This is a genomic window from Streptomyces sp. H39-S7, from assembly GCF_027158205.1.
In the GTDB taxonomy this organism is placed as follows: domain Bacteria; phylum Actinomycetota; class Actinomycetes; order Streptomycetales; family Streptomycetaceae; genus Actinacidiphila.
This window is the reverse complement of record NZ_JAPVLU010000012.1, coordinates 6,326-32,169: the sequence shown is the minus strand read 5'-3', so window position 1 is coordinate 32,169 and position 25,844 is coordinate 6,326. Positions and strand designations below refer to the sequence as shown.

General features: G+C 72.0%; 25 protein-coding genes and 1 riboswitch. Of the genes, 4 read left to right on the top strand and 21 right to left on the bottom strand.

Going from position 1 to position 25,844, the window contains the following annotated elements; translation table 11 throughout:
• Positions 1 to 143 precede the first annotated feature (143 nt).
• The 9 genes from O3X23_RS13530 to O3X23_RS13490 all read right to left on the bottom strand — a co-directional run bounded on the left by O3X23_RS13530 (position 144) and on the right by O3X23_RS13490 (position 7,737).
• Entirely contained in the window at positions 144 to 635 is a 492-nt protein-coding gene (locus O3X23_RS13530) for a PH domain-containing protein (RefSeq protein WP_269271572.1), read from the bottom strand.
• A complete protein-coding gene (gene hisG, locus O3X23_RS13525) occupies positions 635 to 1,483 on the bottom strand; it encodes an ATP phosphoribosyltransferase (RefSeq protein WP_269271571.1) in 849 nt (282 codons plus the stop codon). Before hisG ends, O3X23_RS13530 begins: the two co-directional genes overlap by 1 nt.
• 64 nt (positions 1,484 to 1,547) lie before the next feature.
• Complete coding sequence (locus O3X23_RS13520) at positions 1,548 to 1,820, bottom strand: phosphoribosyl-ATP diphosphatase (protein ID WP_138353026.1); 273 nt, start codon at positions 1,818 to 1,820, stop codon at positions 1,548 to 1,550.
• A 34-nt stretch (positions 1,821 to 1,854) separates the two neighbouring features.
• Complete coding sequence (gene ribH / locus O3X23_RS13515) at positions 1,855 to 2,340, bottom strand: 6,7-dimethyl-8-ribityllumazine synthase (RefSeq protein ID WP_269271570.1); 486 nt, start codon at positions 2,338 to 2,340, stop codon at positions 1,855 to 1,857.
• 100 nt (positions 2,341 to 2,440) lie between these two features.
• Positions 2,441 to 3,745, bottom strand: a complete 1,305-nt coding sequence (locus tag O3X23_RS13510) for a bifunctional 3,4-dihydroxy-2-butanone-4-phosphate synthase/GTP cyclohydrolase II (RefSeq protein WP_269271569.1) — start codon at positions 3,743 to 3,745, stop codon at positions 2,441 to 2,443.
• Positions 3,742 to 4,398: a nicotinamide mononucleotide transporter family protein gene (locus O3X23_RS13505; RefSeq protein ID WP_269271568.1), complete on the bottom strand. Its 657-nt coding sequence runs from the start codon at positions 4,396 to 4,398 to the stop codon at positions 3,742 to 3,744. Before O3X23_RS13505 ends, O3X23_RS13510 begins: the two co-directional genes overlap by 4 nt.
• Entirely contained in the window at positions 4,395 to 5,003 is a 609-nt protein-coding gene (locus O3X23_RS13500) for a riboflavin synthase (RefSeq protein ID WP_269271567.1), read from the bottom strand. The genes O3X23_RS13505 and O3X23_RS13500 overlap by 4 nt, the downstream gene beginning before the upstream one ends.
• Complete coding sequence (gene ribD / locus O3X23_RS13495; RefSeq protein WP_269271566.1) at positions 5,004 to 6,122, bottom strand: bifunctional diaminohydroxyphosphoribosylaminopyrimidine deaminase/5-amino-6-(5-phosphoribosylamino)uracil reductase RibD; 1,119 nt, start codon at positions 6,120 to 6,122, stop codon at positions 5,004 to 5,006.
• Positions 6,123 to 6,243: 121 nt separating this feature from the next.
• Positions 6,244 to 6,374: riboswitch (FMN riboswitch) on the bottom strand.
• A gap of 139 nt (positions 6,375 to 6,513) precedes the next feature.
• A complete protein-coding gene (locus O3X23_RS13490; RefSeq protein ID WP_269271565.1) occupies positions 6,514 to 7,737 on the bottom strand; it encodes an ROK family transcriptional regulator in 1,224 nt (407 codons plus the stop codon).
• An 85-nt stretch (positions 7,738 to 7,822) separates the two neighbouring features.
• Here O3X23_RS13490 and O3X23_RS13485 point away from each other — a divergent pair, with 85 nt between their 5' ends.
• Positions 7,823 to 9,016, top strand: coding sequence for an MFS transporter (locus O3X23_RS13485; RefSeq protein ID WP_269271564.1), 1,194 nt, complete (start codon positions 7,823 to 7,825; stop codon positions 9,014 to 9,016).
• A 9-nt stretch (positions 9,017 to 9,025) separates the two neighbouring features.
• Here O3X23_RS13485 and O3X23_RS13480 read toward each other — a convergent pair whose 3' ends face one another.
• Positions 9,026 to 10,339, bottom strand: a complete 1,314-nt coding sequence (locus tag O3X23_RS13480) for an alginate lyase family protein (RefSeq protein ID WP_269271563.1) — start codon at positions 10,337 to 10,339, stop codon at positions 9,026 to 9,028.
• A gap of 220 nt (positions 10,340 to 10,559) precedes the next feature.
• Between O3X23_RS13480 and O3X23_RS13475 the strand changes: the two genes are divergently transcribed.
• Positions 10,560 to 12,017: a glycosyltransferase family 2 protein gene (locus tag O3X23_RS13475; protein WP_269271562.1), complete on the top strand. Its 1,458-nt coding sequence runs from the start codon at positions 10,560 to 10,562 to the stop codon at positions 12,015 to 12,017.
• A 27-nt stretch (positions 12,018 to 12,044) separates the two neighbouring features.
• On the opposite strand, the gene O3X23_RS13470 is transcribed toward O3X23_RS13475, so the two are convergent.
• The gene (locus O3X23_RS13470; protein WP_269271561.1) at positions 12,045 to 12,758 is read right to left on the bottom strand and encodes an MmyB family transcriptional regulator; all 714 of its coding nucleotides are present in this window, start codon (positions 12,756 to 12,758) and stop codon (positions 12,045 to 12,047) included.
• A gap of 171 nt (positions 12,759 to 12,929) precedes the next feature.
• Between O3X23_RS13470 and O3X23_RS13465 the strand changes: the two genes are divergently transcribed.
• A complete protein-coding gene (locus O3X23_RS13465) occupies positions 12,930 to 13,622 on the top strand; it encodes a DUF5995 family protein (protein ID WP_269271560.1) in 693 nt (230 codons plus the stop codon).
• A gap of 19 nt (positions 13,623 to 13,641) precedes the next feature.
• On the opposite strand, the gene O3X23_RS13460 is transcribed toward O3X23_RS13465, so the two are convergent.
• The 10 genes from O3X23_RS13460 to rpe form a co-directional block, all read right to left on the bottom strand.
• Complete coding sequence (locus O3X23_RS13460) at positions 13,642 to 14,100, bottom strand: phospholipase (RefSeq protein ID WP_269271559.1); 459 nt, start codon at positions 14,098 to 14,100, stop codon at positions 13,642 to 13,644.
• Between the two features lie 151 nt (positions 14,101 to 14,251).
• Positions 14,252 to 15,955: a flavin monoamine oxidase family protein gene (locus O3X23_RS13455; RefSeq protein ID WP_269271558.1), complete on the bottom strand. Its 1,704-nt coding sequence runs from the start codon at positions 15,953 to 15,955 to the stop codon at positions 14,252 to 14,254.
• Between the two features lie 49 nt (positions 15,956 to 16,004).
• On the bottom strand, positions 16,005 to 16,805 hold the full coding sequence (locus tag O3X23_RS13450) for a carbon-nitrogen hydrolase family protein (protein WP_269271557.1): 801 nt from the start codon (positions 16,803 to 16,805) through the stop codon (positions 16,005 to 16,007).
• A 159-nt stretch (positions 16,806 to 16,964) separates the two neighbouring features.
• On the bottom strand, positions 16,965 to 17,420 hold the full coding sequence (locus O3X23_RS13445; protein ID WP_269271556.1) for an Lrp/AsnC family transcriptional regulator: 456 nt from the start codon (positions 17,418 to 17,420) through the stop codon (positions 16,965 to 16,967).
• A gap of 10 nt (positions 17,421 to 17,430) precedes the next feature.
• Positions 17,431 to 18,921 carry an amino acid permease gene (locus O3X23_RS13440; protein WP_269271555.1) on the bottom strand — a complete coding sequence of 497 codons (1,491 nt, stop codon included), beginning with the start codon at positions 18,919 to 18,921 and terminating at the stop codon, positions 17,431 to 17,433.
• Positions 18,922 to 19,261: 340 nt separating this feature from the next.
• On the bottom strand, positions 19,262 to 20,701 hold the full coding sequence (locus tag O3X23_RS13435) for a GuaB1 family IMP dehydrogenase-related protein (protein WP_269271554.1): 1,440 nt from the start codon (positions 20,699 to 20,701) through the stop codon (positions 19,262 to 19,264).
• A 154-nt stretch (positions 20,702 to 20,855) separates the two neighbouring features.
• Positions 20,856 to 21,167, bottom strand: a complete 312-nt coding sequence (locus tag O3X23_RS13430) for a barstar family protein (RefSeq protein ID WP_269271553.1) — start codon at positions 21,165 to 21,167, stop codon at positions 20,856 to 20,858.
• Positions 21,164 to 21,640, bottom strand: coding sequence for a ribonuclease domain-containing protein (locus O3X23_RS13425; protein WP_269271552.1), 477 nt, complete (start codon positions 21,638 to 21,640; stop codon positions 21,164 to 21,166). The genes O3X23_RS13430 and O3X23_RS13425 overlap by 4 nt, the downstream gene beginning before the upstream one ends.
• Before the next feature lie 143 nt (positions 21,641 to 21,783).
• Positions 21,784 to 22,770, bottom strand: a complete 987-nt coding sequence (locus O3X23_RS13420; RefSeq protein ID WP_269271730.1) for a sugar-binding transcriptional regulator — start codon at positions 22,768 to 22,770, stop codon at positions 21,784 to 21,786.
• A gap of 111 nt (positions 22,771 to 22,881) precedes the next feature.
• Positions 22,882 to 23,547 (bottom strand): ribulose-phosphate 3-epimerase, encoded by a 666-nt coding sequence (gene rpe / locus O3X23_RS13415; protein ID WP_269271551.1) that lies wholly within the window; start codon positions 23,545 to 23,547, stop codon positions 22,882 to 22,884.
• Positions 23,548 to 23,726: 179 nt separating this feature from the next.
• Between rpe and O3X23_RS13410 the strand changes: the two genes are divergently transcribed.
• Positions 23,727 to 25,844: MMPL family transporter (locus tag O3X23_RS13410; RefSeq protein ID WP_269271550.1), on the top strand; the 2,118-nt coding region annotated here is incomplete at its 3' end.

Genomic DNA, 25,844 nt, shown 5'->3' with positions numbered 1-25,844 from the left:
GGAGGGGCGGCGCAGGTACTACCAGACGATTTGGACATCGTCGTTTGGGTGTCACTCCTTGGGTCGGTGGGGCCCCGCGCGGCAGTCCCGGAAAGCACTGCCCGACTACCAGAGTAATCAAGTGCGGGGCACGGTCGGCAGCCCTACCTGGTGCCGGGCTGCCCGCTGCCGCGCGCTTCGGCCAGCGCCCGCAACTGGCGGGCGGCGCGGATCGCCTGGTCCCGGCCGCCACCGGGCTGGATGCCCATGGCGGCCAGGCTGGTGCCGTCGGTGAGGTCGAGATAGGCCCACGGGTCACCGGTGCGCAGATTGATCTTGACGATCTCGGCCCAGGCCAGCCGGCGGCGGACGACCAGGTTCACCACGGTGACCCCGGCGTCGTCCGCGACCACCTTGGGCCGGCTGAGCACCGCCAGCAGCGCGAAGATCAGCACCCCGGTGATGATCATGGTGGCCCGGTCCCCCGGGCCCCAGGGCTGCGCCCCGTCGCTCGGCATCATCAGCGCGACGACGGTGAGCACGACAAGCAGCCCCGCCCCGATCGCCAGCAGCGCCACGCGGGTGCGGACCGGACGGAACGTGACCGGCAGCGCCGGCGGGGTCGCGGCGGCGGACGGGCCGGGTTTGCCGGACATCACAGGCGGGCGGCGTGGATGCCGGTGGTGAGGATCGCCCGCGCGCCGAGGTCGTACAGCTCGTCCATGATCCGCTGGGCGTCACGGCTGGGGACCATGGCGCGCACGGCGACCCAGCCCTCGTGGTGCAGCGGCGAGACGGTCGGCGACTCCAGGCCCGGGGTGAGGGCGACGGCCCGCTCGACCTGCTCCACGCGGATGTCGTAGTCCATCATCACGTAGCGCCGGGCGACCAGGACGCCCTGCAGCCGGCGCAGGAACTGCGCGACCTTCGGGTCCTCGCCGTCCACGCCGGTACGCCTGATGACGACCGCCTCGGACTCCATGATCGGCTCGCCGAAGACCGCCAGGCCCGCGTTGCGCAGCGAGGTGCCGGTCTCGACGACGTCCGCGATGACCTGGGCGACGCCCAGCTGGATCGCGGTCTCGACGGCGCCGTCCAGGTGCACGACGGAGGCGGCGATGCCGTTGTCGGCGAGGTGCTTCTCGACGACGCCCTCGTAGGAGGTGGCGACCGTCATGCCCCCGAGGTCCTTGACCGACTCCGCCGTACCCGGCTCCGCGGCGTAGCGGAACGTGGAGCGGGCGAAGCCGAGCTGGAGGATCTCCTCGGCGTCCGCGCCCGAGTCCAGCAGCAGGTCGCGGCCGGTGATGCCGATGTCGAGCCGGCCGGAGCTGACGTAGATCGCGATGTCGCGCGGCCGCAGGTAGAAGAACTCCACCTCGTTGTCGCCGTCGACGAGGACGAGCTCCTTGGACTCCTTGCGCTGCCGGTAGCCGGCCTCATGGAGCATCGCCGACGCAGGCCCGGAGAGTGAACCCTTGTTGGGAACGGCGATGCGCAGCATGAGGACGGCTTCCTTTGCGGTTCGGAGGGTGCGGGAGGCTTGCGGGCTCGGTTCGCGTGCCCGCTCAGAGGTGGGCGTAGACGTCGTCCAGGGAGATTCCCCGGGCGACCATCATCACCTGCAGGTGGTAGAGCAGTTGCGAGATCTCCTCGGCGGTGCGGTCGGCGCCTTCGTACTCGGCGGCCATCCACACCTCGGCGGCCTCTTCGACCACCTTCTTGCCGATCGCGTGCACACCGCTGCCCACCAGCTCGGCGGTGCGGGAGGTGCTGGGGTCGCCGGTGGCGGCCTTGTGCTGGAGCTCGGTGAAGAGCTCCTCGAATGTCTTCTTGGCCATGGTGGCTCACACCCTACGCGGAAGTGCCGGACGCTCAGCGCCAGGGTTCGGATACTGAACGCAGGATGGTCGCGGTGGCCACCGCGGCGGTGACCGCTTCGTGTCCCTTGTCCTCGTTCGATCCGGGCAGGCCGGCCCGGTCCAGCGCCTGCTCCTCGGTGTCGCAGGTCAGCACCCCGAAGCCGACCGGCACCCCGGTGTCCACACTGACCTGGGTGAGGCCGGCGGTGACGCCGTGACTGACGTACTCGAAGTGCGGGGTGCCACCGCGGATGATCACGCCGAGGGCGACGATCGCGTCGTAGCCCCGGCCCGCCAGCACCTTGGCGACGACCGGCAGCTCGAAGCTGCCGGGCACGCGCAGGACGGTCGGCTCGTCGATGCCCAGCTCGCCGAGGGCGCGCAGCGCGCCCTCGACCAGGCCGTCCATGACCTGGGTGTGCCACTGGGCCGCGATCACTGCCACGCGCAGGTCACCGCAGTTCTTCACGGTCAGCTCGGGGGCGCCCTTACCGCTCACGTCTCTCCTCAGTTCCGGTTCTTCTTGTACTGGTCGCACTGGTCGCACTGGTCGCACTGGTCGTCAGGTCGTACGGGGTGCTGCGGGGGTCGTGCGGTGCCTACTGGTTGCCGCAGGGGCTGGTCACGACCGGGTCGAGCCACGGCAGGTCGTGGCCCATCCTGTCCCGCTTGGTGCGCAGGTACCGAAGATTGTGCTCCCCGGCCGCGACGGCCATCGGCTGCCGGGACAGGACCGTCAGGCCGTGGCGGGTGAGCGCGTCGACCTTCTCCGGGTTGTTCGTCAGCAGCCGCACGGACCGCACCCCGAGGTCGGCGAGCATCTGGGCCGCGGCGCCGTAGTCGCGGGCGTCGGCGGGCAGGCCCAGTTCCAGGTTGGCGTCCAGGGTGTCGCGGCCGAGCTCCTGGAGTTCGTACGCGCGCAGTTTCGACAGCAGGCCGATCCCGCGGCCCTCGTGGCCCCGCAGGTAGACGACGACTCCGCGGCCCTCGGAAGCCACCCTTTCGAGCGACGCCTGGAGCTGCGGTCCGCAGTCGCAGCGCTGCGAGCCGAACACGTCGCCGGTGAGGCATTCGGAGTGCACCCGCACCAGGACGTCGTCGCCGTCGGCGAGCGCCCCGTCCGCGTCCAGGTCGCCGGCGATGAGCGCGATGTGCTCGATGCCGTCGGTGGTGCTGCGGTAGCCGTACGCCCGGAAGTCGCCGAAGGCGGTGGGCAGCCGGGTCGCGGCCTCGCGGCGCACGGTGGGCTCGGCGGCGCGGCGGTAGGCGATCAGATCCTCTATGGAGATGATCGACAGGCCGTGCTTGCGCGCGAACGGCACCAGTTCGGGGAGCCGGGCCATGGTGCCGTCCTCGCGGGCGATCTCCACGATCGCGGCGGCCGGCCGCAGTCCCGCCAGCCGCGCCAGGTCGACGCCGGCCTCGGTGTGGCCGTTGCGGACCAGGACGCCGCCCGGCCGTGCGCGCAGCGGGAAGACGTGGCCGGGGCGCACGAAGTCGCCCGCGACGGAGGAGGGGTCGGCGAGCATCCGGATGGTGGTGGCCCGGTCGGCGGCGGAGATGCCGGTGGACACGCCGTGCGCGGCGCTCGCGTCGACCGAGACGGTGAACGCGGTCTTCATCGACTCGGTGTTCGCCTCGACCATCTGCGGCAGTTCCAGCCGGTCGAGCTCCGGGACCTCCATCGGCACGCAGATCAGCCCGCGGCACTCGGTCATCATGAAGGCGACCAGCTCGGGGGTGGCCTTCTCGGCGGCGATGATGAGATCGCCCTCGTTCTCACGGTCCTCGTCGTCGACCACGACGACGGGACGGCCGGCGGCGATGTCGGCGATGGCCCGTTCGACCGGGTCCAGCGCGAGATCACCGTCGTGGTCGGCGTACCAAGTCTGCAGCGCGGTCATGCTGTGGCTCCATCCGGGACGGTCCCGCTCGGCGCCCTGTCCGTCCGGGTCTGCAGCCACCAGGCGCGCAGACCGAGGAGGACCAGGACGAAGTAGATGACATAGACCAGGCCCGAGAAGGCGAGCCCGTTGTTGAAGGCGAGGGGGACGCCGACCACGTCGACGGCGAGCCACGCGAACCAGAACTCCACCCAGCCGCGGGCCTGGGCGACCATGGCGGTCAGCGTGCCGACGAAAATGTACGCGTCGGGCCACGGGTCCCAGGACAGCTTCGGGTAGGCGGTGAAGAGCAGCGCCAGGGCGACGGTGCCCGCGGCGGTGCCGGCCACCAGCCAGGCCCGCTCGGTCCAGGTGGCGAACCGGATGGCGAGCCGGCCCCGGTCGGCTCCGCCGCGCCGCCACTGGGCCCAGCCCCACACGGCGACGGTGATGACCACGAGCTGCTTGCCGATGCCGCCGCTGAGGTGCGCGGAGGCGTAGGCGGCGACCAGCACGAGGCCGGACAGCAGCTGTACCGGCCAGGTCAGCAGGGAACGGCGCCAGCCGAGCGCGAGGGCGCCCAGGCCGAGCAGGTTGCCTGCCATGTCGGACCAGAGGATGTGCTGGTCGAACGCGGTGAACGCCTCGCTGTTGAGCCAGTCGAGCGCACTCATGGCGTGGTCTCCGTCCGGTTCGCGCCGAGCAGCCGCTCGACGTACTTGGCGAGTACGTCCACCTCGAGGTTGACCGGGTCGCCGGGCTGCTTGAAGCCGAGCGTGGTGAGCGCGAGGGTCGTCGGGATGAGGCTGATGGTGAAGTAGTCGGGGCCGGCGTCGACCACGGTGAGGCTGATGCCGTCGACCGTGATCGAGCCCTTCTCGACGACGTAGCGGGTCAGCTCGGCGGGCAGCGAGACCTTGACGATCTCCCAGTGCTCGGCCGGCTTGCGCTCGACGATGGTCCCGGTGCCGTCCACGTGCCCCTGGACGAGGTGGCCGCCGAGGCGTCCGCCGAGCGCCATCGGGCGCTCCAGGTTGACGCGGGAGCCGGCGGCCAGCGCGCCGAGGCTGGAGCGGTTGAGCGTCTCGGCCATCACGTCGGCGGTGAACTCGCCGTCACCGAAGTCCACGACGGTCAGACAGACGCCGTTGACGGCGATCGAGTCGCCGTGCTTGGCGCCTTCGGTGACGACAGGGCCGCGCACCCGGAAGCGGGAGGCTTCGGCCAGCTCCTCGACTGCGGTGATCTCGCCCAGTTCTTCGACGATTCCGGTGAACACTCAGTTCTCCTCGGCGTGCGGGTATGCGGTGATGCGGAGGTCGGGGCCGATGCGGACCGCTTCGGTCACATCGAGCCGCAACGCCTGCGTGATGGTGGTGATTCCGGCGTCGGCCAGCGCGGCCGGTCCGGAGCCGAGCAGGACGGGCGCGAGATAGCCGACGACCTTGTCGACGGCGCCCGCGGCCACGAAGGCGCCGGCCAGGGTGGGGCCGCCCTCCAGGAGCACGGAGCGGACTCCGCGCTCGTACAGGGCGGTGAGCAGGGAAGGGATGTCCAGCCCGGTCCCGGCGGCCGCGCGGGGCAGCCGGACGGTCTCGGCGAGGCCGTCCAGGTGCGCGGTCGCGGTGTCCTGGGCGACGGCGATCAGGGTGGGGGCGGCGGCGTCCAGCACCCGGGCGCCGGGCTTGACGGTCGCGGCGGTGTCGACGACGACCCGCAGCGGCTGGGTGGCGCCGTCCAGGCCGCGCACCGCGAGATGCGGATCGTCGGCGCGCAGGGTGCCGGAGCCGGCGACGACGGCGTCCGCCTCGGCGCGCAGCCGGTGGACGTCGGCGCGGGACTCCGCGGAGGTGATCCAGCGGCTGGTGCCGTCGGCGGCGGCGATCCGGCCGTCGAGGGTGCTCGCGTACTTCCACGCCACGAAGGGGCGGCGGCGGGCGAGGGTGGTCAGCCAGACCTCGTTGCCGCGGGCGGCCTCGGCGGCGAGCAGCCCGCCCTCGACGTCGATCCCGGCGGCGCGCAGGGTGGCGGCGCCGCCGGTGGCGTCGGGGTTCGGGTCGGCGACCGCGTAGACGACGCGGGCGAGGCCGGCCTCGATGAGGGCCTGGGAGCAGGGGCCGGTCCTGCCGGTGTGGTTGCAGGGTTCGAGGGTGACCAGCGCGGTGCCGCCGCGGGCCGCTTCTCCGGCCGCGCGCAGCGCGTGCACCTCGGCGTGCGGGCCGCCGGCCCGCTGGTGCCAGCCCTCGCCGACGGTGCGGCCGGCGGCGTCCAGGACGACGCAGCCGACGACGGGGTTGGGGCTGGTGGAGCCGAGCCCGCGGGCGGCGAGCTCGATGGCTCGGCGCATTGCCGCGATATGGGCCGGAACTGCTGTGGCCACCCGGTCCTCCTGCCTCATAGGGCACGGACTCCGGGGCTGTCACGAGGACAGGAAGCGGGTGGCACCAAGAGACGCCGAGGCCGGGAAACGGTTCGCCCGAAGGACGAGCCGACAGCAGCGGCGCATCGGTGATAGCCCGCCGCGCACTGCCTCCCATCCGGACTTTCACCGTCGGTCCAGGAGTTTCACCTGGTCAACCGGCCGCTGGATGCGGACGGGTCGCGGACTGTAACCGCCGGTTCGGAATTACACCGACCCCGGAGTGCGCAAACGTCACTGATACAGCCCCCAGTCTGCCACGTCCGATCACAGCGCCGGTAGAGGGGTGACCGGGGTCTCACTCACGGGAGGGGGCCGCGCGAGCCCCGTCAGGGGTTCCGGAGGAGCGGCCAGTTCAGGCCACCGGGGCTCACGGCGCGGGGACGAACAGGTCCTCCTGGGCCGCGTCCATCGCGGAGAGCACGGCGCCGCGCAGGACCGCGCTGCCGGTGACCGTTCCGGCCCGTACGTCGGTGCTCAGCGGTGTCATCAGCGGGAGCCGCGCCGCCACCCTTTCCGCCAGCGGGTCGCCGCCGGCCCGGCCGATCTCTCCCGCCAGCACCACGCAGCCGGGGTCGAGGACGGCGCAGACGGCCGCCGTGCCGATCGAGATCCGGTCGGCCAGCTCGTCGAGGAACGCCGGGACGTGCTCCCCGGGGCCGGGTCCGCGGGCCCAGCGGACGGCGGCCTCCGCGGTGTCGACGCCGTCGCCGGGCCCGGCGAAGCCGTGCCGGCGGGCGAGCGCGCAGACCGCGGCGGAGCCGGCCAGGGAGTGGAAGCCGCCCTCGCAGTCGGTGACGGACGGCAGCCGCGAGGTGCCGGGCACCGGAAGGAAGCCGATCTCGCCCGTTCCGCCCGAGGCGCCGCGCCGCAGTTGGCCGTCGAGCACGACGGCCGCCCCGACGCCGGCGCCGAGCCACAGCAGGACGAAGGTTTGCTGGCCGAGGGCGGCGCCGACGCGCTGTTCGGCGACCGCCGCCAGGTTGCACTCGTTCTCCAGCAGGACCGGGATCCCCAGCCGGCCGCGCACCTCGGTCACCAGGTCGCCGTGCCAGGCGGGCAGCGCGCCGGTGGCGCGGAGTTGGCCGGTGGCGGGGTCGACGAGGCCCGGCGCACCGAAGGCGACGGTGTGCAGCGCCTTCGCACCCGCCTCGCGCGCGGTGCGCTCCAGCAGCGCGGTCCCGCGCCGGGTGACCTCGTCCGGGTCGTCGGACGGGCCGACGGGCATGGCAGCGGTGCCGACGGTGCGGCCGAGGAGGTCGGCGACCGTGATGGCGATGCCGGAGGTGCGGACGTCCACGCCGGCGATGTACGCGCGGTCGGCGACGATCGCGTAGAGCCGGGCGTTGGGACCGCGGCGGTCCTCCCCCGCCGTGCCGACGACCTCGATCAGCCCGGCGTCCTGGAGCCGCTCGACCAGGTCGGCGACGCTGGGCCGGGACAGCCCGGTGAGGTTCTTCAGCTGGGCGGCGGTGAGCGGCCCCTCGCTCTGCAGAAGCCCCAGCGCCAGACGGTCGTTGATGACGCGGGCCGTGCGCGGCGAGGCGGTGGGGCCGGAGAGCTGGGGGCCTGCGTGCGCGCGGGTGGCGGTCATGCCGGAATCCTTCCAGACACCGGACGCCGAAAGGGCATCCGTAATGCCATTTCTATCAGGCAGGCTCCCTGATAGTTTACGCGGCATGACAAGTGCAGCGACGCAGCGGGCCGAGCCGGGGCTCCGAAGGGCCCACATAGCCATCGCGACGGTTTTCGCCGTGCACGGCTCGGTGACCGGCAACTTCGCCACCCGGATCCCCTGGATCAAGGACCATCTGGACCTCAGTGCCGGGCAGCTCGGCCTGGCGCTGGTCTTCCCGGCCCTCGGCGCGTCGGTGGCGATGCCGCTGGCCGGCCGGATCATGCACCGGTTCGGTTCCCGGGCGGCGCTGCGCGGCCTGCTGGCCCTGTGGTGCGCGGCGCTCGCGCTGCCCGCCGCGGCGCCCAACCTGGTCTGGCTGTGCGGGCTGCTCTTCGTCTTCGGCGCCACCTCCGGCATGGCCGACGTGGCGATGAACGCGCTGGGCGTCGACGTCGAACAGCGCAAGGGAAAGTCGATCATGTCGGGGCTGCACGGCATGTGGAGCGCGGGCACCCTGGCCGGCTCCGCGATCGGCGTCGCCGCCGCACACGGTGACATCGACGCCCGGCTGCACCTGGCGGTCGTGGCCGCCGTCCTGATCCCGCTCGGCTTCCTCGCCTGCGCGGGCGCTCCCGACCTCCGCCCGGAGTTGGAGACGGAGGCGCCGCCGCGATTCGCCCTGCCGCCTCGTTCCGCCCTGATCATCGGGGCCATCGGCTTCTGCGCGGTCTTCGCCGAGGGCGCCAGCATGGACTGGTGCGCGGTCTACCTGCGCGATGTCACCGGCGCCTCCGCCGGTGTCGCCGCGGCCAGTTACACCGCCTTCGCCTGCACGATGGCCGCGACCCGGCTCGCCGGGGACGCGGTGGTCCGGCGCCTCGGTCCGGTGCTGACCGTACGGATCGGCGGCGTACTGGCCGTCGTGGGCGGCCTGATGGTGGTCGCGGCGGACGCCCAGCCGCTGGCCATCACCGGCTTCGCCCTGCTCGGTGTGGGCATCGCGGTGGTGGTGCCGCTCTGCTTCGCCGCGGCCGGGCACGCCGGCCCGGTCCCCAGCCAGGCGATCGCCGGTGTCGCGACCGTGACGTACACGTCGGGCCTGGTGGCCCCGGCCGCCATCGGGATCATCGCCAACGCCACCTCTCTGACGGTGTCGTTCGGACTCGTGACGCTGCTGGCGGCGGGACTCGTGGTGGGCGCCGGGGTACTGCGCCCGGCCGCCGGACGGGCCGTCTCCGACTCGTCCGGCGCGTGAGCGGTGGACTCAGCCGGTGATCGAGTCCAGTTGCTCGGCCGCGGGGCGCAGCGCCCACAGGTCGCCGCCCGGCGGAGCCTGGAGCGCGGGCACCGCCGCGCGGGCCCGCGCGTCCCCGGCGTCGGCGGCGGCGTGCACGAGGTCGCTCGCCGCGTAGGCCCGGAAGTCCAGTTCCGGGTGCGGCCAGGGCGCCTGGCCGGTCGCCGCGGGCAGCAGGTAGTCGACCGCGGCCGGGAGCCGCTGGCCGGTCGGACCGCGGTAGGACCACAGGTTCACGCCGACGTGCCGGCCGACCGCCGCGAGCCGGGTGAACGCCACCAGGTTGAAGGTGGAGTAGTGCCAGCTGCGGGTGCGGGAGATCTCGCCCGGCTGGCTGCCGTCGGCGGCGATCTGCGGGTCGATCCGCGAGGAGCGCGCCCTCGACACGGTCTGTGCGGCGAGGTCGCGGTGACCGGTGGCGAGTTGGAGCGCAGCCAGCTGCATGTCGAAGAAGGTGCCGTGGTTGTTGGCGGCCGCGGCCTCCTCCGTGCCGAAGGCACCGCCGAGCCAGCCGCGGAAACCCTCGTACCAGGTACGCATCCCGCCGCGGTCGCCCGCGGTCCAGCCGGGGGCTCCGGTGTCGAGGATCGCGGTCGCGTCGAGCACGCTGGTGAAGCCCTGGGAGAAGTCGATGATCCCGATCGCCCGGCCGTCGTACCTGCACGGGATGATCTGCGCGTGGTCGAGGTTCGGGTTCATGCGGGTGGCCGGGTCGGTGAACCAGGTGCGCAGGATCTCGGCGGCGTGGCGCGAGTAGGCCGGGTCGCCGGTGTAGTACCAGGCGAGGCTCAGGGTGTAGGCGGAGGCGAACACCTCCCCGCGCTCGTCGTGGTCGGTGAGTGCGTCGACCTCGGGATTGCGCTGCCCGTCCTTCTGGACGTACGGGCATCCCATCGGGTTGTCCGCCGTCTTCGGCCGGCTCGCCCACCAGTACGGGGCCTGGCTGAGGTAGTCGTGCTTGTCGCCGCCGGGCGGTGTGCGGTCCTTGTCGGTGACGGTCCACGGCCCTCGGCCCAGCCAGCCGTCGGCCTGCGTGCGCAGGTCGGCGACGGCCCGCCGCAGCGCGGGGTCGCCCTTCGCCAGGCGGGTCTTCGCCTGCCGCAGCCGTTCGCCGTCCAGCACCACGGTCCGTGGCGCCTTCGGCGCGGCCCCCGCGGCACGGACGGCCGCCGCCGGTGCGTGACCGGGCGCCGCGGACGCCGGCGATGCCAGGGGGACGAGCAGGGCGGCGATCCCGGCCGCGGTGGCGAGCAGCGCTCCCCGGCCCCTACGTCTTCCGCTCATCAAACACTCCAATCACATACATGAATGGTGTTCACATTGACGACCGGTGTGAGCGTAGGGCAGCCATCGCTGCCTGACAACGCCCTGGGCGGGCTGGAGCCCTCCACGCGCGCTTGCGCTAGATTGCCCTTCCTCGGCACCGCGAGCCCCACCTCGTCGACCGGATCATGCATTCCCCCCTCTCTTTGCTGCGGCCAATACCAAGGAGGCGACCGCGACCGTGCCCGAGAAATGGGTAAGCGTCATCATTCCGGTCTACAACGCTGTCGACTTTCTGGATGAATGCCTGGAATCGATCGTTCAGCAGACGATCGGCATCGACCGCATCGAGGTCGTGGCGGTCGACGACGGATCGACCGACGGCAGCGGCAAGCTGCTCGACACCTGGTCGGCGAAGTACCCGCAGATCCGCGTGATCCACCAGGAGAACTCCGGCGCCCCCGGCGGCCCGCGCAACCGTGCCATCGACGTCGCCACCGGAGAATTCCTCTTCTTCGCCGATCCCGACGACTATCTGGGCACCGAGGCTTTCGAGCGGATGCTCGCGGCGGCCCGCCGCGACGATTCCGATGTCGTACTCGGACGTATCCGCGGAGTCGGTCGCACCGCGGCGGCGGGACCGTTCAAGAAGAACGTCGAGCGGGGCGACATCTACAGCACCAAGGCGGTATGGAGCCTGACCGCGCACAAGCTGTTCCGCCGGTCGCTGGTGGCCGAGCACGGACTGCGCTTCGCGGAGGGTGTCCGGCTGGCCGAGGAGCAGATCTTCATCGTGCCCGCCTATTTCGCCGCCAAGGCGATCTCGGTGGTCGCGGACTACGACTGCTACTACCTCATGATGCGGGAGGGATTCCCGCACCTCACCCAGCAGGGGCCCGACCCCGAGGTCTTCTACGCGGGCATCCGCAAGGTCCTGGAGACGGTGGTCGAGAAGACCGAACCCGGCGCCCGGCGCAACAGCCTGCTCCTGCGCTGGGGCCAGGTGGAGATTCTCGGCAAGTTCGGCCGCAATTTCCCGCGCTGGCCGGAGGAGCAGCAGAAGGCCTACGTGCGGCTGGCGTCGGAGCTCCTCCAGGACTTCATCCCGGAGGAGGTCCTGACGCCGCTCTCCCCGCTCGACCAGGCGCGCGGGCAGTTGCTCCGCCGCGGTCAGCTGGATGAACTGATCGCCCTCGCCCGGTTCGAGCAGTCCGACTGGGCGGACCTCACCGACGTCACCTGGCTGCCCGACAACCGCCGGTTCACCGCCGGCCTGCGCACCCGGCTGCGGGCCACCGGCAGCCCCGCGAAGCTGGAGCACCACTTCGTGCTCCAGCGCGTGGGCGACGGGCACGAGATCGTGGTGCCCGCCGGGGAACCGGGCGGCGACGAGACGGAGTTGACGTTCAAGACCGTCTTCGACGTGCGCCACCTCGGCACCGAGGTCCGCCGGCCGGGAGCGTGGAAGATACTGCTGCGGCTGTCGTACGGCGATCAGTCCAAGGACTTCCCGGTGCGCTTCCCCGGCACGAAGCTCCCGGCGGGCGCGGCGGGCCGCAGGAAGTTCTTCTCCGGGCTCCGCCCGATGCTGGTCTGGCTCTCCCGCGACCGGGAGGGCCAGGTGGAACTGATCGTCACCAACTGGCGCGGCGTGGCCGGGATGGTCAAGCGCAAGATCCGCAAGCGGCTGTCGCGGTGAGGTGAGCGGGACCGGAGCGCCGAGCGGTCAGCCGGGGCCGCTCGGCGTGAGGTCCTGCAGTCCGACCACGCGCAGCAGTCGCAGCCGCTCGTAGGAGTCGGTGCCCGGCCGTGCCGAGCAGACGATCAGCCGCTGGCCGTGCCCGGCGCTCAGCAGGACCTCACGGTCCAACTCCAGCGACCCCACCACGGGATGCCGGAACCGCAGGGCGGAGGATCCATCGACGGCGACGTCGGCAACGTCGGCGACGCCGTGGGCGTCGGGAGCCTCGCACAGCCGGTGTCCCGAGGACAGGTCGCCGACCAGCGCGGCCGCCAGCGCGTTCTGCGCCAGTACGTCGCCGGCGTCGCTCACCACCTGTGCCGGGGTGTCGTGCAACCGGTCGAGGACCAGCAGCAGCGCGGGCCTGACGTGGGCGGAGCCGGCACGGTCGTACGCCGGGTCCCCCCGCCTGCGGGCCGGTGAGGGCTCCTCCCCCGCCAGGTGGAACAGCCGGCCGCGCTCGTCCTCCGTCAGCCGCAGCGCGCGGGCCAGCGCGCCGAGCATCTGCCGGGACGGCCGCGGCCCGCGGGCCTGCTCCAGGCGCGCGTAGTAGTCGGCGGACATCCCCGCCAACCGCGCGACCTCCTCGCGGCGCAGCCCCGGGGTGCGGCGCCGGACGCCCCCGGTGAGGCCGACGTCCGAGGGACTGAGGCGCGCTCGGCCGCGGCGCAGGAAGTCGGCGAGTTCGGTTCCGTCCACCTCACCAGCATGCGGCCGCGGCGGGACGGTATCCAGGGAGTGCTGATCCCCTGATCGACGGTCCCCTGCCCGGCCCGGCCGGGAAGCGGCGCCGGGCCGGCGCGTCACCCGTTTCAGGGAAGCACCGGCGCGCGGCCGTGCCGCGGGCGGGCAGGCTGGGACCCTGGGCCCATGACGACGGTGCGGCGGGCGGTCCCCGGTGACGTGGACGAGGTGGTGGCGCGGATGCGCGCGCTGGGCGCCTCGCTCCCACCGCACGACGGGGTCGCGGTCTTCAACCGGGTCTACCTCTCCGTCACCGAGGAGGTGCGGCGGCTGATCTCGGCCGGTCTCTTCGACGACCCTTACGCCGCCGCCGAGTTGGACGTGCGCTTCGCCGGCCGCTACCTGACGGCGGTCGGCGCGGGAACGTCCCCGCGCCGCGCCCCGGACTGCTGGCGTCCACTGCTGCAACTGCGCGGCCACCGCGGGGTGCGGCCCCTGCAGTTCGCGCTGGCCGGGATCAACGCGCACATCGGCCACGACCTGGCGCTCGCGCTGGTCGACACCTGCCGGGACCTGGACCGTGAACCCGCCACGATGGAGCGGGACTTCGAGCGGATCGGGGACGTGCTGGTGGCCATCGAGGAGCGGGTGCGCGAGGACCTGATGCCGGGGCCCGACCTGCTCGACATCGCCGACCCGCTGACCCACCTGGTCGGAGCCTGGAGCCTGGAACGGGCGCGGGACGCGGCCTGGGCCGCGTCCCGCCTGCTCTGGTCCTTGCGGCACACCGGAGAGGTGTACCGGGAGTGCGTGGACCGGCTCGACGCGGGCGTGGGGCTCGTCGGCCGGTTCCTGCTCACCCCGTTGGCCGGTCGCTGACCGGGGGCGGACCGGAAGGTCAGCCGAACTGCTTGACGGCCTGGTAGTACGTCCAGGCGAGGCTGTTGCAGGCCGCCTTCGTCACGACGTTGTACCCGTGCGAACCGCAGACCCGCTTGAGGTCCTCGTACAGCATGCTGTCCAGCCGGGGCTTGTTGGCGCTGAACTGACCGGCGGCCTTGTAGTTGCGGTAGCCGAAGTCGTGATGCGCACAGGACAGGTTGAACGGGAAGCCCAGCGGGTTGTCGGGCGACGACGAGCAGTAGTCCGTGGACCAGTCGAAGCCGTAGGCGGACCAGGCGCCCTGGTTGTTGCGTGCCGAGATGTAGGAGTTGTAGCTGGAGGCGCTGGTCTGGGTCCAGCTGGACAGGAACTGGGGTTTGTCGGCGGGTGCCGCCGACGCCGGAACGGCGGCTCCGGCGACGGCGATCAGGGCGGCGGCCGGAACGGCCAGGAGAACGGGCAGGCGACGGCTCATGCGCTACCTCCGGGTTGCGGCGGTCCGCGTGGGGCGGACCGCTTACTCGGAGGATTGCACCGCGCGGCGCTGGCGTCCCGCTATACGTCTCCTTAAGCCCTGGTCACGTTACGACGTCTATCGTTTCGGGCGCATACGTGACCGGTTGGGATCAGTTCTCGTCGAGGAAGACCGGCGCGATGTCCTCGTAGACGTCGCCAGGACCGGGGTTGGTCCCGTCGGTGCCGCCGCCGAAGTGGTGCATGACGCCCCACACCGCGTTGAGCGCCGTCTGGACCGCGCCCTCGGCCCAGCCCGCCGTCCAGGAGATGTCGTCGCCCGCGAGGAAGATGCCGCGCTTGTCCTGCGGCAGCGCGTCCTGCATGAAGTGGGTGAACAGCCGCCGCTGGTAGCGGTAGTGGCCGGGCAGGTTCGCCTTGAACGCGCCCATGAAGTAGGGCTCGTTCTCCCACGACACGGTCACCGGGTTGCCGATGATGTGCGAGCGGATGTCGACCTTGGGGTAGATCTCACCGAGGGAGGTGAGCATGACCTCCATGCGCTCGTTGGCGCTCAGCGGCAGCCACTTGAGGCTGTCGTCGCACCAGGTGTACGACAGGCAGATGGTCGCGGGCTTGTCCGGGCCGTCGTCGAGCAGGTACGTGCCGCGCGTCATCCGGTCGGTGAGCGTCATGCTCATCACGTCGCGCCCGGTCTGCTCGTCCTTGTCGAGCCAGAACGGCCGGTCGACGGGCACGAAGAGCTTGGACGACTCCATGTAGTGGGTGCGCTCGATCGCCGTCCAGTGGTCGATCGGGAAGAGCGAGTCGTCGCAGGCGATCTTGGACAGCAGCATCCAGGACTGCGCGGTGAAGACCGCCGCCGGGTACGTCCGGATGTCGCCCGCCGCGTCGGTGACGGTGATGCGGTTGCCCGCGGTGCGGTGCAGCCGGGTGACCGCCGGGCGCGGAGCGCCGCTGTGCAGCGAGGCCAGCGAGGTGCCCCGCTCCCAGTGCACGAGCTTGTCCGGCTCGCGGTCCCACAGGCGCAGCGGCAGCTGCTGGCTGCCGCCGACGATGCCGTGGTGGTCGTCGTCGGCGCCGGTGTAGACGACCCGCAGGATCTCCAGGATGGAGTTGGGGAAGTCGGTGTCCCAGCCGCCGGTGCCGAAGCCGACCTGGCCGAAGATCTCCCGGTGCCGGAAGGACTTGAAGGCCGGGGAGTCGCAGAGGAAGCCGTAGAACGTCTGGTTGTCGAGCTTCTCGACCAGCGCGGACCAGATCGCGCGGATGGCGGGGACGTCGCGCTCGCGCAGGGCGCGCTGCATCGAGGAGAAGTCCGCGCCGTCCTCCAGGCACGCGTTCCACGCGTGCATCACCTGGTGGTAGACCTCGGGCAGGTCGTCGACGGACGTGGCGTAGTGCGACTCGCCCTTGAGGTCGACGACGGTGGAGGGGGTGCCGGGCGCCAGCGGGTTGGGGAACGGCCGGGTCTGCAGGCCGACCAGGTCCACGTAGTACTGGAAGGCGGTGGACGACGGCGGGAAGCGCATCGCGCCCATCTCCGCGGTCAGCCCGGAGTCACAGCCCTCGAAGCCCACGGTGCGCAGCCGGCCACCGATCTTGTCGGCCTCGTAGACGACGGGCTTGAGGCCCATCTTCATCAGCTCGTAGGCCGTGATGATGCCGGACAGGCCGCCGCCGATGACCGCGACCTCGGTGCCGTGCTCGGTCGCCGGTATGGAACCGAGCCCGGCCGGGTGCGCCAGGAAGTCGTCGTAGGCGTAGGGGAAGTCGGGCCCGAACATCGTGATGGGGGGCTCGGCCTGCGCCTGGACGTGCTGCTCGTCATGGACCGCGGTGGGCACGGACGTCATCGGGGGGTGTCTCCTCGCGAAAAACGAAAAAAGGGGTCGGCCGAACGCGTCAGACGAGCGTGCCGTACAACTCGGGCCGCCGGTCGGGCAGGTACGGGGTCTCGTCCCGCGCGGCCCGCAGCAGCTCCGGGTCGGCGTCGGCGATCACCAGCTCCTCACCGGTGCCGGCGCGGGCACGGACCGTGCCGTCGGGGCCGGCCAGACAGCTGAGCCCGGTGAAGTGGAACTCGCCCTCGGCGCCGCTGCGGTTGGCGTAGGCCAGATGCAGCTGGCTTTCGTACGCGCGGGCCGGGACGAGGGTCTGGGCGACGAACTCGTACGGGCGCATCAGCGCCGTGGGGACGACGAGCAGGTCGGTGCCCGCGAGGGCATGGGCCCGGACGTTCTCCGGGAACTCGACGTCGTAGCAGATCAGCAGCCCGATCCGGGTGCCGTCGAGGTCCGCCTGGACCACGGCGGTGTCGCCGGGCGTGAAGTGCTCGCGCTCGAAGCCGCCGAACAGATGGGTCTTGCGGTAGTTCGCCAGCGCGGTGCCGTCCGGGCCGATGAGCTGCGCGGAGTTGAAGACCGCGGTGCCCGCACGCTCGGGATAGCCGTACACGATCGCGATGCCGTGCTCGGCGGCGATCTCCGCGACGCGCCGCGCGCCCGGACCGTCGGCGGCCTCGGCCAGCTCCGGTATCCGGTCGCCGAGCGCGTACCCGGTCAGGTACATCTCGGGGGTGGCGAGCAGCCGGGCGCCGGAGGCCGCCGCGCGCCGCGCGGCGCCGTCCAGCGCGGCCAGGCTGGCGCCGGTGGAATCCGGAACGCCGCCGGGCCCTTGGTACAGCGCGATGCGCAGCGGCGGCATGGATCCTCTTCGTCGCAAGGTGGTCGGTTCGGGGTCTCCTAGACCGTACGTTTCCGGCCACTCGGGCGACAAGATCTGAATATTGCGCACCGACCAGCGATCCGTTGCGTCTCGGAGCGGATCAGCGGCGATCTGTTGCGCGGGCCCGGCCGGCGGGCGTCAGGCGGGCGAACCCGACGTGTAGCGCCGCAGCAGCGGCGACAGCACCAGGACGGACTTGGTCCGCTCGACGAACGGCTCCCCCGCGATCCGCTCCAGGACCCGCTCGAAGTGCCGCACGTCGGAGGCGAAGACCTGGACGAGGGCGTCCGCCTCGCCGGTGACGGTCGAGACGGTCGCGACCTCGGAGTAGCGGGTGAGCCCGCGCAGGATGTCACCGGGCCCGGTGTTGCGCCGGCAGTAGATCTCGACGAACGCCTCGGTCTCCCAGCCGAGCGCCGCCGGGTCCACCCGCACCGTGAAGCCGGTGATGGCGCCGGAGGCCAGCAGCCGGTCCACCCGCCGTTTGACGGCGGGGGCGGAGAGCCCGACCTGGGTGCCGATGTCGGCGTAGGAGCGCCGGGCGTCCTCGGCAAGGGCGTGGACGATGCGTTCGTCGAGATCATTCAGGCGCACAGCGGGTGGTTCACACTTCTTCTCGGGCGAGCTGGGACCGGCGCATGCCGTACGTGAAGTACAGCACGAGTCCGCCGGCCATCCAGATTCCGAACCACTTCCAGGTCTCGGCGCCGAGGCTGGTCATCATCCACCCGCACAGCAGGAACCCGATGGCGGGCGTGACCGGGGAGAACGCGACGCGGAAGGTGCGCGGCAGGTCCGGCCGGGTGCGGCGCAGGATGATCACCGCGACGTTGACCAGGGCGAAGGCGAAGAGCGTGCCGATGCTGGTCGCGTTGGCGAGCTCGCCGAGCGGCACCAGCGTGGCCAGCACGCCGCAGAAGAGCGAGACGATCACGGTGTTGGCACGCGGGGTGCCGGACTTCGGGTCGACCTTCGAGAAGATCTTGGGCACCAGGCCGTCGCGGGACATCGAGAAGAGGATGCGGGTCTGCCCGTACAGCACCGTCAGCACCACGCTGGCGATCGCGATGACGGCGCCCGCGGCGAGCAGCACCGCCCAGACGCTCTGCCCGGTGACCTGGCGGAGGATCAGCGCGAGGGCGGCGTCGGCGTCGCCGAACTGCTGCCACGGCATGGCGCCGACGGCGACCAGCGCCACCAGGCAGTACAGCACCGTGACGATGAGCAGCGACAGGATGATCGCGCGCGGCATGTCGCGCTTGGGGTTCTTGGCCTCCTCACCGGCGGTGGAGGCGGCGTCGAAGCCGATGTACGAGAAGAACAGCGTGGCGCCCGCGGCGCTGACGCCCGCCATGCCCAGCGGCATCAGGGGGCGGAAGTTGCCGGCCCGGATGCCGGTGAAGGCGACCGCGCAGAACAGCACCAGCGAGGCGATCTTCACGACGACCATGACGGTGTTGACACGGGCGCTCTCCCGGGCGCCGCGCAGCAGGAACGCCATGGCGAGCAGCACGACCGCCAGGGCGCAGACGTTGACGACGCCGCCCTCGCCCGGCGGATTGGCCAGCGCGTCGGGGATGGTGTGCCCGATCGTGCCCTGCAGCAGCTCGTTGAGGTACTGGCCCCAGCCGACGGCGACCGCGGCGACCGACACCCCGTACTCCAGGATCAGGCACCAGCCGCAGAGCCAGGCGATGAACTCGCCCATCGTGGCGTAGGTGTAGGAGTACGAGGATCCCGAGACCGGGATGCTGCCCGCCAGTTCGGCGTAGGACAGCGCGGAGAAGAGCGCGGTGAGCCCGGCGATGACGAAGGAGATCACGACCGCGGGGCCGGCCTCGGGGACGGCCTCGCCCAGCACCACGAAGATGCCGGTGCCCAGGGTCGCGCCGATGCTGATCATCGTCAGCTGCCACATGCCGAGTGAACGCTTCAGCTCTCCGCCGTCACCGTGGCCGCCCTCGGCGACGAGCCGGTCGACGGGCTTGCGCCGCATCAGCCTGCCGCCGAAGCCACCGCCGGCGGGGGGTCCGCCCGGGGCCTGGTCCGCCCGGGTCGGGTCGGGGGTGGACGGCGCTGCGCCAGATCGTGCCACTGCGGGGGCTCCTTGGTCGTGCCGGCTCGGACGACGGCGGCGAGGTCGCGGCGGCACCGTACGGGAGTGCGCGTCCCGGCGCACTACCGGTGGGAACCGCCGAGCTGGGGGTCGCCACCGCTCCACGTACAGGGCATGACCTTACGAGGTATGAGGGGAACCCGTAATGCGGGTCCGTTGCGCATCGGCGGATGATCGTTGCGCGAAACCGCCGTGCCGCGCCGAATCATTGCCCCCGGGGTGGCGGGTCGTTGCGTTGTCCGGTTTGTGAGGGGTCGGAACGCGAGAGCGCCGGGCCGGCGGGTTCTCCCACCGGTCCGGCGCTCAGCAGGCGGTTCCGTCAGCTCCAGCTGGCGTGCAGGGCCTTGCCCTCGGCGTAGCCGGCGGCGCTCTGGATGCCGACGATGGCCTTCTCCTCGAACTCGGCGAGCGAGCCCGCGCCCGCGTAGGTGCACGAGCTGCGCACCCCCGCGATGATCGAGTCGATCAGGTCCTCGACGCCCGGGCGTGTCGGGTCGAGGAACATCCGCGAGGTGGAGATGCCCTCCTCGAAGAGCGCCTTGCGGGCCCGGTCGTAGGCCGACTCCTCGCTCGTGCGGTTGCGCACCGCGCGGGCCGAGGCCATGCCGAAGCTCTCCTTGTACAGCCGCCCGTCGGCGCTCTGCTGGAGGTCGCCGGGCGACTCGTACGTACCGGCGAACCAGGAGCCGACCATGACGTTGGACGCGCCCGCGGCCAGCGCCATCGCGACGTCGCGCGGGTGCCGGACGCCGCCGTCGGCCCAGACGTGCTTGCCGTACTTCTTCGCCTCGGCGGCGCACTCCAGGACCGCGGAGAACTGCGGGCGGCCCACGCCGGTCATCATGCGGGTGGTGCACATCGCGCCGGGGCCCACCCCGACCTTGATGATGTCCGCGCCGGCCTCGATGAGGTCGCGCACGCCCTCGGCGGCGACGATGTTGCCCGCCACGATGGGCACCTGCGGGTCGAGCGCGCGTACGGCCCTGACCGCGGCGAGCATCGACTCCTGGTGGCCGTGCGCGGTGTCGACGACGAGCGTGTCCACGCCCGCGTCCAGCAGCTGCTTGGCCTTGACCGCGACGTCGCCGTTGATGCCGACGGCCGCGGCGATGCGCAGCTTGCCGTTCGCGTCGGTGGCGGGCGTGTACAGGGTGGCGCGCAGCGCGGCCTTGCGGGTCAGGATGCCGACCAGCCGGCCGTCCGCGTCCACGGCCGGGGCCAGCTTGCGGTTGGCGGCGTCGAGGCGGTTGAAGGCCTCGCGCGGGTCGATGTCGGCGTCCACCAGCAGCAGGTCGCGCGTCATCACCTCGGACAGCTGGGTGAAGCGGTCGACGCCCGTGAGGTCGTGGTCGGTGACGACGCCCACCGGGCGGCCGTCCTCGACGACGACACCGGCGCCGTGCGCCCGCTTGGGCAGCAGCGACAGCGCGTCCGCGACGGTCTGGGAGGGAGCGAGCGTGATCGGGGTGTCGAGCACCAGGTGGCAGCTCTTGACGTACGCGACGACGTCGGCGACCACGTCGATCGGGATGTCCTGGGGGATGACGACGAGGCCGCCGCGGCGCGCGACCGTCTCGGCCATCCGGCGGCCGGCGATGGCGGTCATGTTCGCGACGACCAGCGGGATGGTGGTGCCGGTGCCGTCGGGGGACGCGAGGTCCACCGCCTGCCGGGACCCGACCGCGGAGCGGCTGGGCACCATGAAGACATCGTCGTAGGTCAGGTCGTAGGGGGGCTTCACGTCGTTCAGGAATTTCATACTGGCTCTCTCACCTGCGGTTGTACGTCTGGGGCGGGTGGGGAGTCAGCACCGAACCAGCACCGTCCAGGCTGCGGCTCCTACGCCATCATCGCCGATGCGACCAAGTTCTGGCGAACCGGTGGCCCCCGTTCTGTGCCTTCCACCAGCGCACTCATTCCGCGTTTGTGGCTTCCTCCACGCTCACGTGGAGGGGGGTGTCGGTGTGCTGCCAGAAGTCGGCGGCGTCCCGCAGGATCTGCGTGACGATGCGCCATTCACGGGGCGAGGCGGCGGCGTACTCCTGCCAGCCGGTGACCCGCAGCCGGCGCGGGGTCGGCGGACACCAGGACAGGTCGGTGAGGCAGTCCGCGAGGGCGTCCCAGTTGCGGCCGAAGTACTCCGGCAGGGACAGCGACCGGGCGCAGCGGTCCATGAACTCGTGCCGGGTGGTGACGCCGGCGAGGTCGAGCACGGTGGCCGTCACCGAAGCACCGCCTTGAAGGTCTCGTAGTGGTCGTCGGTGTAGTAGAGCTCTCCGCCCGCGCCGGTGATGATCCGGCGGGCGCCGCGGTCGCGCGAGCCCGGGGTCGGGACGGTGTACTCGTGGTAGTAGCCCGGCTTCTCGCGGGGCAGTTCCTTCTCGTAGTTGCCGAACACCGCCCCGTCCTTGGGGTACGGGTACGGGCCGCCCCGGTCGATCAGCGCCAGGGTGTCCCGCGCCTCGGCGGGCAGCCGGCCGCCGCCGACCGCCGCCCGCCCGTCGGCCCAGCGCGGGACCTTGGCGGAGGGGCCGGAAGTGGAGGGGCCGGAAGGATCGGAGGCGGTTGTGGACGCCGGGGGGCGCGTCGTGCTCCCCGCACGCGTACTCCCGGAGTGCGCGGAACAGCTGGTGAGGAGCAGGACGAGGCACAGCAGGAGCGCGGCGGCGGCCGCGCGCGTGGCGGACCGCAGCAGCATGCGGCCGATGCTGCCACACGGTCCCGGCCCGAGCACGGTGGCGCGCGGTCGGACGGCGGGCGTGACCTGCGGATCGGTCGCGTCCGGTGGACCGGTTCCGCACGGCGCCGGGGGACGCGCGGCGTCCGGTCCCCTGCGGCGGGTTACGAGCCGTCGGGGTCCGCGCGGACCAGGGCGGGGCGGGGGGCGGCGCCGGTCGCGTACAGCAGGTGGTCGGCGGCGGCGGTGTCCGTCACGAGGCTGGTGACCAGCCCGGAGCGCAGCACGGCATCGATCGCGGCGGCCTTGCGCAGCCCGCCCGCGATGGCCAGCACCTCGGGGATCCGGCGGAGCCGGTCGGCCTCGATGGTGATGCAGCGCTCGCCCAGGTCGCGGCCGACCCGGCGCCCGGCGGCGTCGAACAGGTGCGAGGACATCTCGGCGGCGACGCCGAGCCCCGCGTAGTGCTCGCGCTCGGCGTCGGTCAGCGCGTCATGGACGGTGGAGATGCCGGCCGCCCAGGAGCCGATGGAGACCACCGCGACGGTGACCTTGTCGAAGTACCCCATGGCGGCGGCGATCCCGCTCTGGGCGCGCAGCGTGGCGGCCGTCGCCGGGTCGGGCAGCACCATCGGCGCGTACAGCGGGTGCGCCTCGCCGCCGGAGACCGCGGCGGCGGTCCGCACCGCCTCGACGGAGCCGCGCTCGGCGGTGCCCACGTCGTACACACCGGTGAGCTGGACGACGGTGCACGGCGGCAGCCGGTCCAGGGCGTTGGCCATGGTGATGATGGAGCGGCCCCAGGCCAGGCCGAGCACGTCGCCCTCGGTGACCAGTTCGCCGAGCAGGTCGGCGGCGACCTTGCCCAGGTTCTCCGGGTCGGGTGCGTCGGACTGCTCGGGCGGTGTCTCGACGACGACCGCGTGCCGCAGGCCGTAGCGGGCGCGCAGCGCGTCGGAGCGCTCGGCGTCCAGCTCGGCCGGGACCCGGATCTCGATCCGGACCAGGTCACGTTCGAGGGCGGTCTCCAGCACCCGGGCCACCTTGAAGCGGCTCACGCCGAACTCCTCGGCGATCTGGATCTTGGACTTTCCCTCGAGGTAGAAACGGCGCGCCATCGCTGCGGCCTGGACCATCTCGCCGGGGCCCATGCGCACCTGTGTGCGGCCTGTGGTCACGTTGCTCTCCCCAGTTGCCCATCTGATCGGCTCCGCGCTCATCCTCGCAGATGGCGCGCGTGTTACGGACGCGTAGCCCGATCGTCAGTGGGCACAGGCCGCCGAGGCCAGGTCGCGCAGCCCCCGCACCGCCGCCGCCGGGTCGTCCGCACCGTAGACCGCCGAACCCGCGACGAAGACGTCCGCGCCCGCCTCGGCGCACCGCTCGATGGTCCGCTCCGAGACCCCGCCGTCGATCTGCAGCCACAGCTCGAGGCCGTGCTTGTCGATGAGCTGCCGGGTACGGCGGATCTTGGGCAGCATGATGTCGAGGAACGCCTGACCGCCGAAGCCGGGCTCGACCGTCATGATCAGCAGCATGTCCAGCTCGGGCAGCAGGTCCTCGTACGGCTCGATCGGCGTCGCGGGCCGCAGCGCCATCGACGCCCGCGCGCCCTTCGCCCGGATCTCCCGCGCCAGCCGCACCGGGGCCGCCGCAGCCTCGACGTGGAAGGTGACGGAACCGGCGCCCGCCTCCACGTAGGCGGGGGCCCAGCGATCCGGGTTCTGGATCATCAGGTGGCAGTCGAGCGGGATGTCCGTCGCCCTGCTCAGCGACTCCACGATCGGCACGCCGAGCGTCAGGTTGGGCACGAAGTGGTTGTCCATGACGTCGACATGGAGCCAGTCGGCGCCTTCCACGGCCTTCGCCTCGTCGGCGAGCCGGGCGAAATCGGCGGAAAGGATACTGGGGCTGATCTGCACGCTCATATGCCCAGCAAACCAGATCCCGGGACGTCCCCGACCACTGCCCGCCCAAGGAACGCGCCCGTTCCGTAAAACGGCAGAACGATCTCGAACACCGGTGCCATGCTGGATCACGGACCATCCTCCCCGCAGGGTTCGGGAGGGCTGCCGGCACTGTACGCAACGGGGAACGGGGACTCGTCGTGAGCGGAACCGGACGGTGGGCGCACCTGGTGTGCGGCCGGCGCAGCAAGTGGGTCGTGCTGGTCCTGTGGTTGGTGCTGCTGGTGGTGGTCTCGCCACTGGCGCAGAAACTGACGGACGAGCAGAAGAACGATTCCTCGACATGGCTCCCCGGCAGTGCGGAGTCCACCCAGGTCCTCAACCTGCAGAAGGACTTCCTTCCCGACACCGCCCCCGCGGTCGTCGTGTACGCCCGGCCCGGCGGTCTCACCGCGGCCGACCGCGCCAAGGTCACCCAGGACGCGGCGTCCCTCAGGACCATGACGCAGCACGGCATCCTCGGCTCCCGCACCATCGGTCCGGTGCTGGAGAAGACCGGCACCCCGCGCGCGGCCCAGCTGATCGTCCCGGTCGGTGTGGACGCGGGCGGCTGGAACGGATTGGCCGACGCGGTGAAGGCGATCCGGGCCACCGCCGAGAGGAACGCCGCCGGCCTCGAGGTGCACATCACCGGTCCTGGCGGCTACGCCGCCGACTCCGCCGAGGCGTTCGAAGGACTCGACGGCACCCTGCTGTTCGCCGCGCTCGCGGTGGTCGTGGTGATCCTGCTGCTCACCTACCGCAGCGTGAGCCTGCTCTTCCTGCCGATCATCTCCGTCGTCGGCGCGCTGTTCACCGCCCAGGCGGTGATCTATCTGCTCTCCAAGCACGCCGGCCTGGTGGTCAACGCGCAGAGCGCGGGCATCCTCACCGTCCTCGTCTTCGGCGCCGGCACGGACTACGCGCTGCTGCTCGTCGCCCGCTACCGCGAGGAACTGCGGCGCCACGACGACCGGCACGAGGCGATGGCCCTCGCCCTGCACCGGGCCGGGCCCGCGGTGCTCGCCAGCGCCTCGACGGTCGCGGTCAGCATGCTCTGCCTGATGGCCGCCGAGATGAACTCGACCTCGGGTCTCGGACCGGTCGCCGCCATCGGGGTGGCCGTCGCCCTGCTCGCGATGATCACGCTCTTCCCCGCGCTGCTCGTCATCGTCGGCCGCTGGGTGTTCTGGCCCGCAGTGCCGCACGTGGGCTCCGAGGAGCCGACCCGCAGCGGGGTGTGGGCGCGGCTGGGCGAGCGGATCGCCCAGCGGCCGCGCGCGGTCTGGGTGACCACCGCGGTGGTGCTCGGCGTGCTCTCGCTCGGAGTGATCGGTCTGAAGGCGGACGGTCTGACCACCGCCCAGGGCTTCACCGGCACCCCCGACTCGGTGGTCGGCCAGGAGGTCGCGGGCCGCTACTTCCCGGCGGGCGCCGGGCAGCCGCTCGTCGTCGTCGCGAAGGCCGGGGCCGCGGGCCAGGTGCGTACCGCCCTCGGCTCGGTCCAGGGCGTCGCGCCGGGCTCCGTCACCACCCCGCCGGGCGTTCCCGCCGAGAAGAACGGCCGGGTCTACCTGGAGGCCACGCTGGCGTCGGCGGCGGACAGCGCGCAGGCCAAGCAGACCGTCGACCGGGCCCGTGACACGCTGCACGCGGTGCCGGGCGCCGATGCCAAGGTCGGCGGCGGCACGGCGGTCATCCAGGACGCCAACCGCGCGACCTCGCACGACAACAAGCTCCTGATCCCGATGATCCTCGCCGTCGTGCTGCTGATCCTCGGGCTGCTGCTGCGGGCGGTGGTCGCCCCGCTGGTCCTCATCGCGACCGTCGTGCTCTCCTTCGCGGCGGCGCTCGGGGTGAGCACGTTCGCCTTCCACCACCTGTTCGGGTTCGAGGGCGAGGACACCGCGTTCCCGCTCTTCGTCTTCGTGTTCCTGGTGGCGCTGGGCATCGACTACAACATCTTCCTGATGACCAGGATCCGTGAGGAGACGACCCACTCCGGCACCCGCACCGGTACCCTCACCGGCCTCGCCGCGACCGGCGGCGTGATCACGTCCGCGGGGCTGGTGCTGGCCGGCACGTTCGCCGCCCTGGGCACCCTGCCGCTCGTCGGCTTCGCCGAGATGGGGTTCGCGGTCGCCTTCGGCGTGCTGCTCGACACCTTCGTCGTCCGGTCGGTCCTGGTCTCCGCGATCACCCTCGACCTGGGCCACCACATCTGGTGGCCCAGCGAACTGGACGCCCCAGGATCCCCCCCCCCCCCCCCCCCCCCCCCC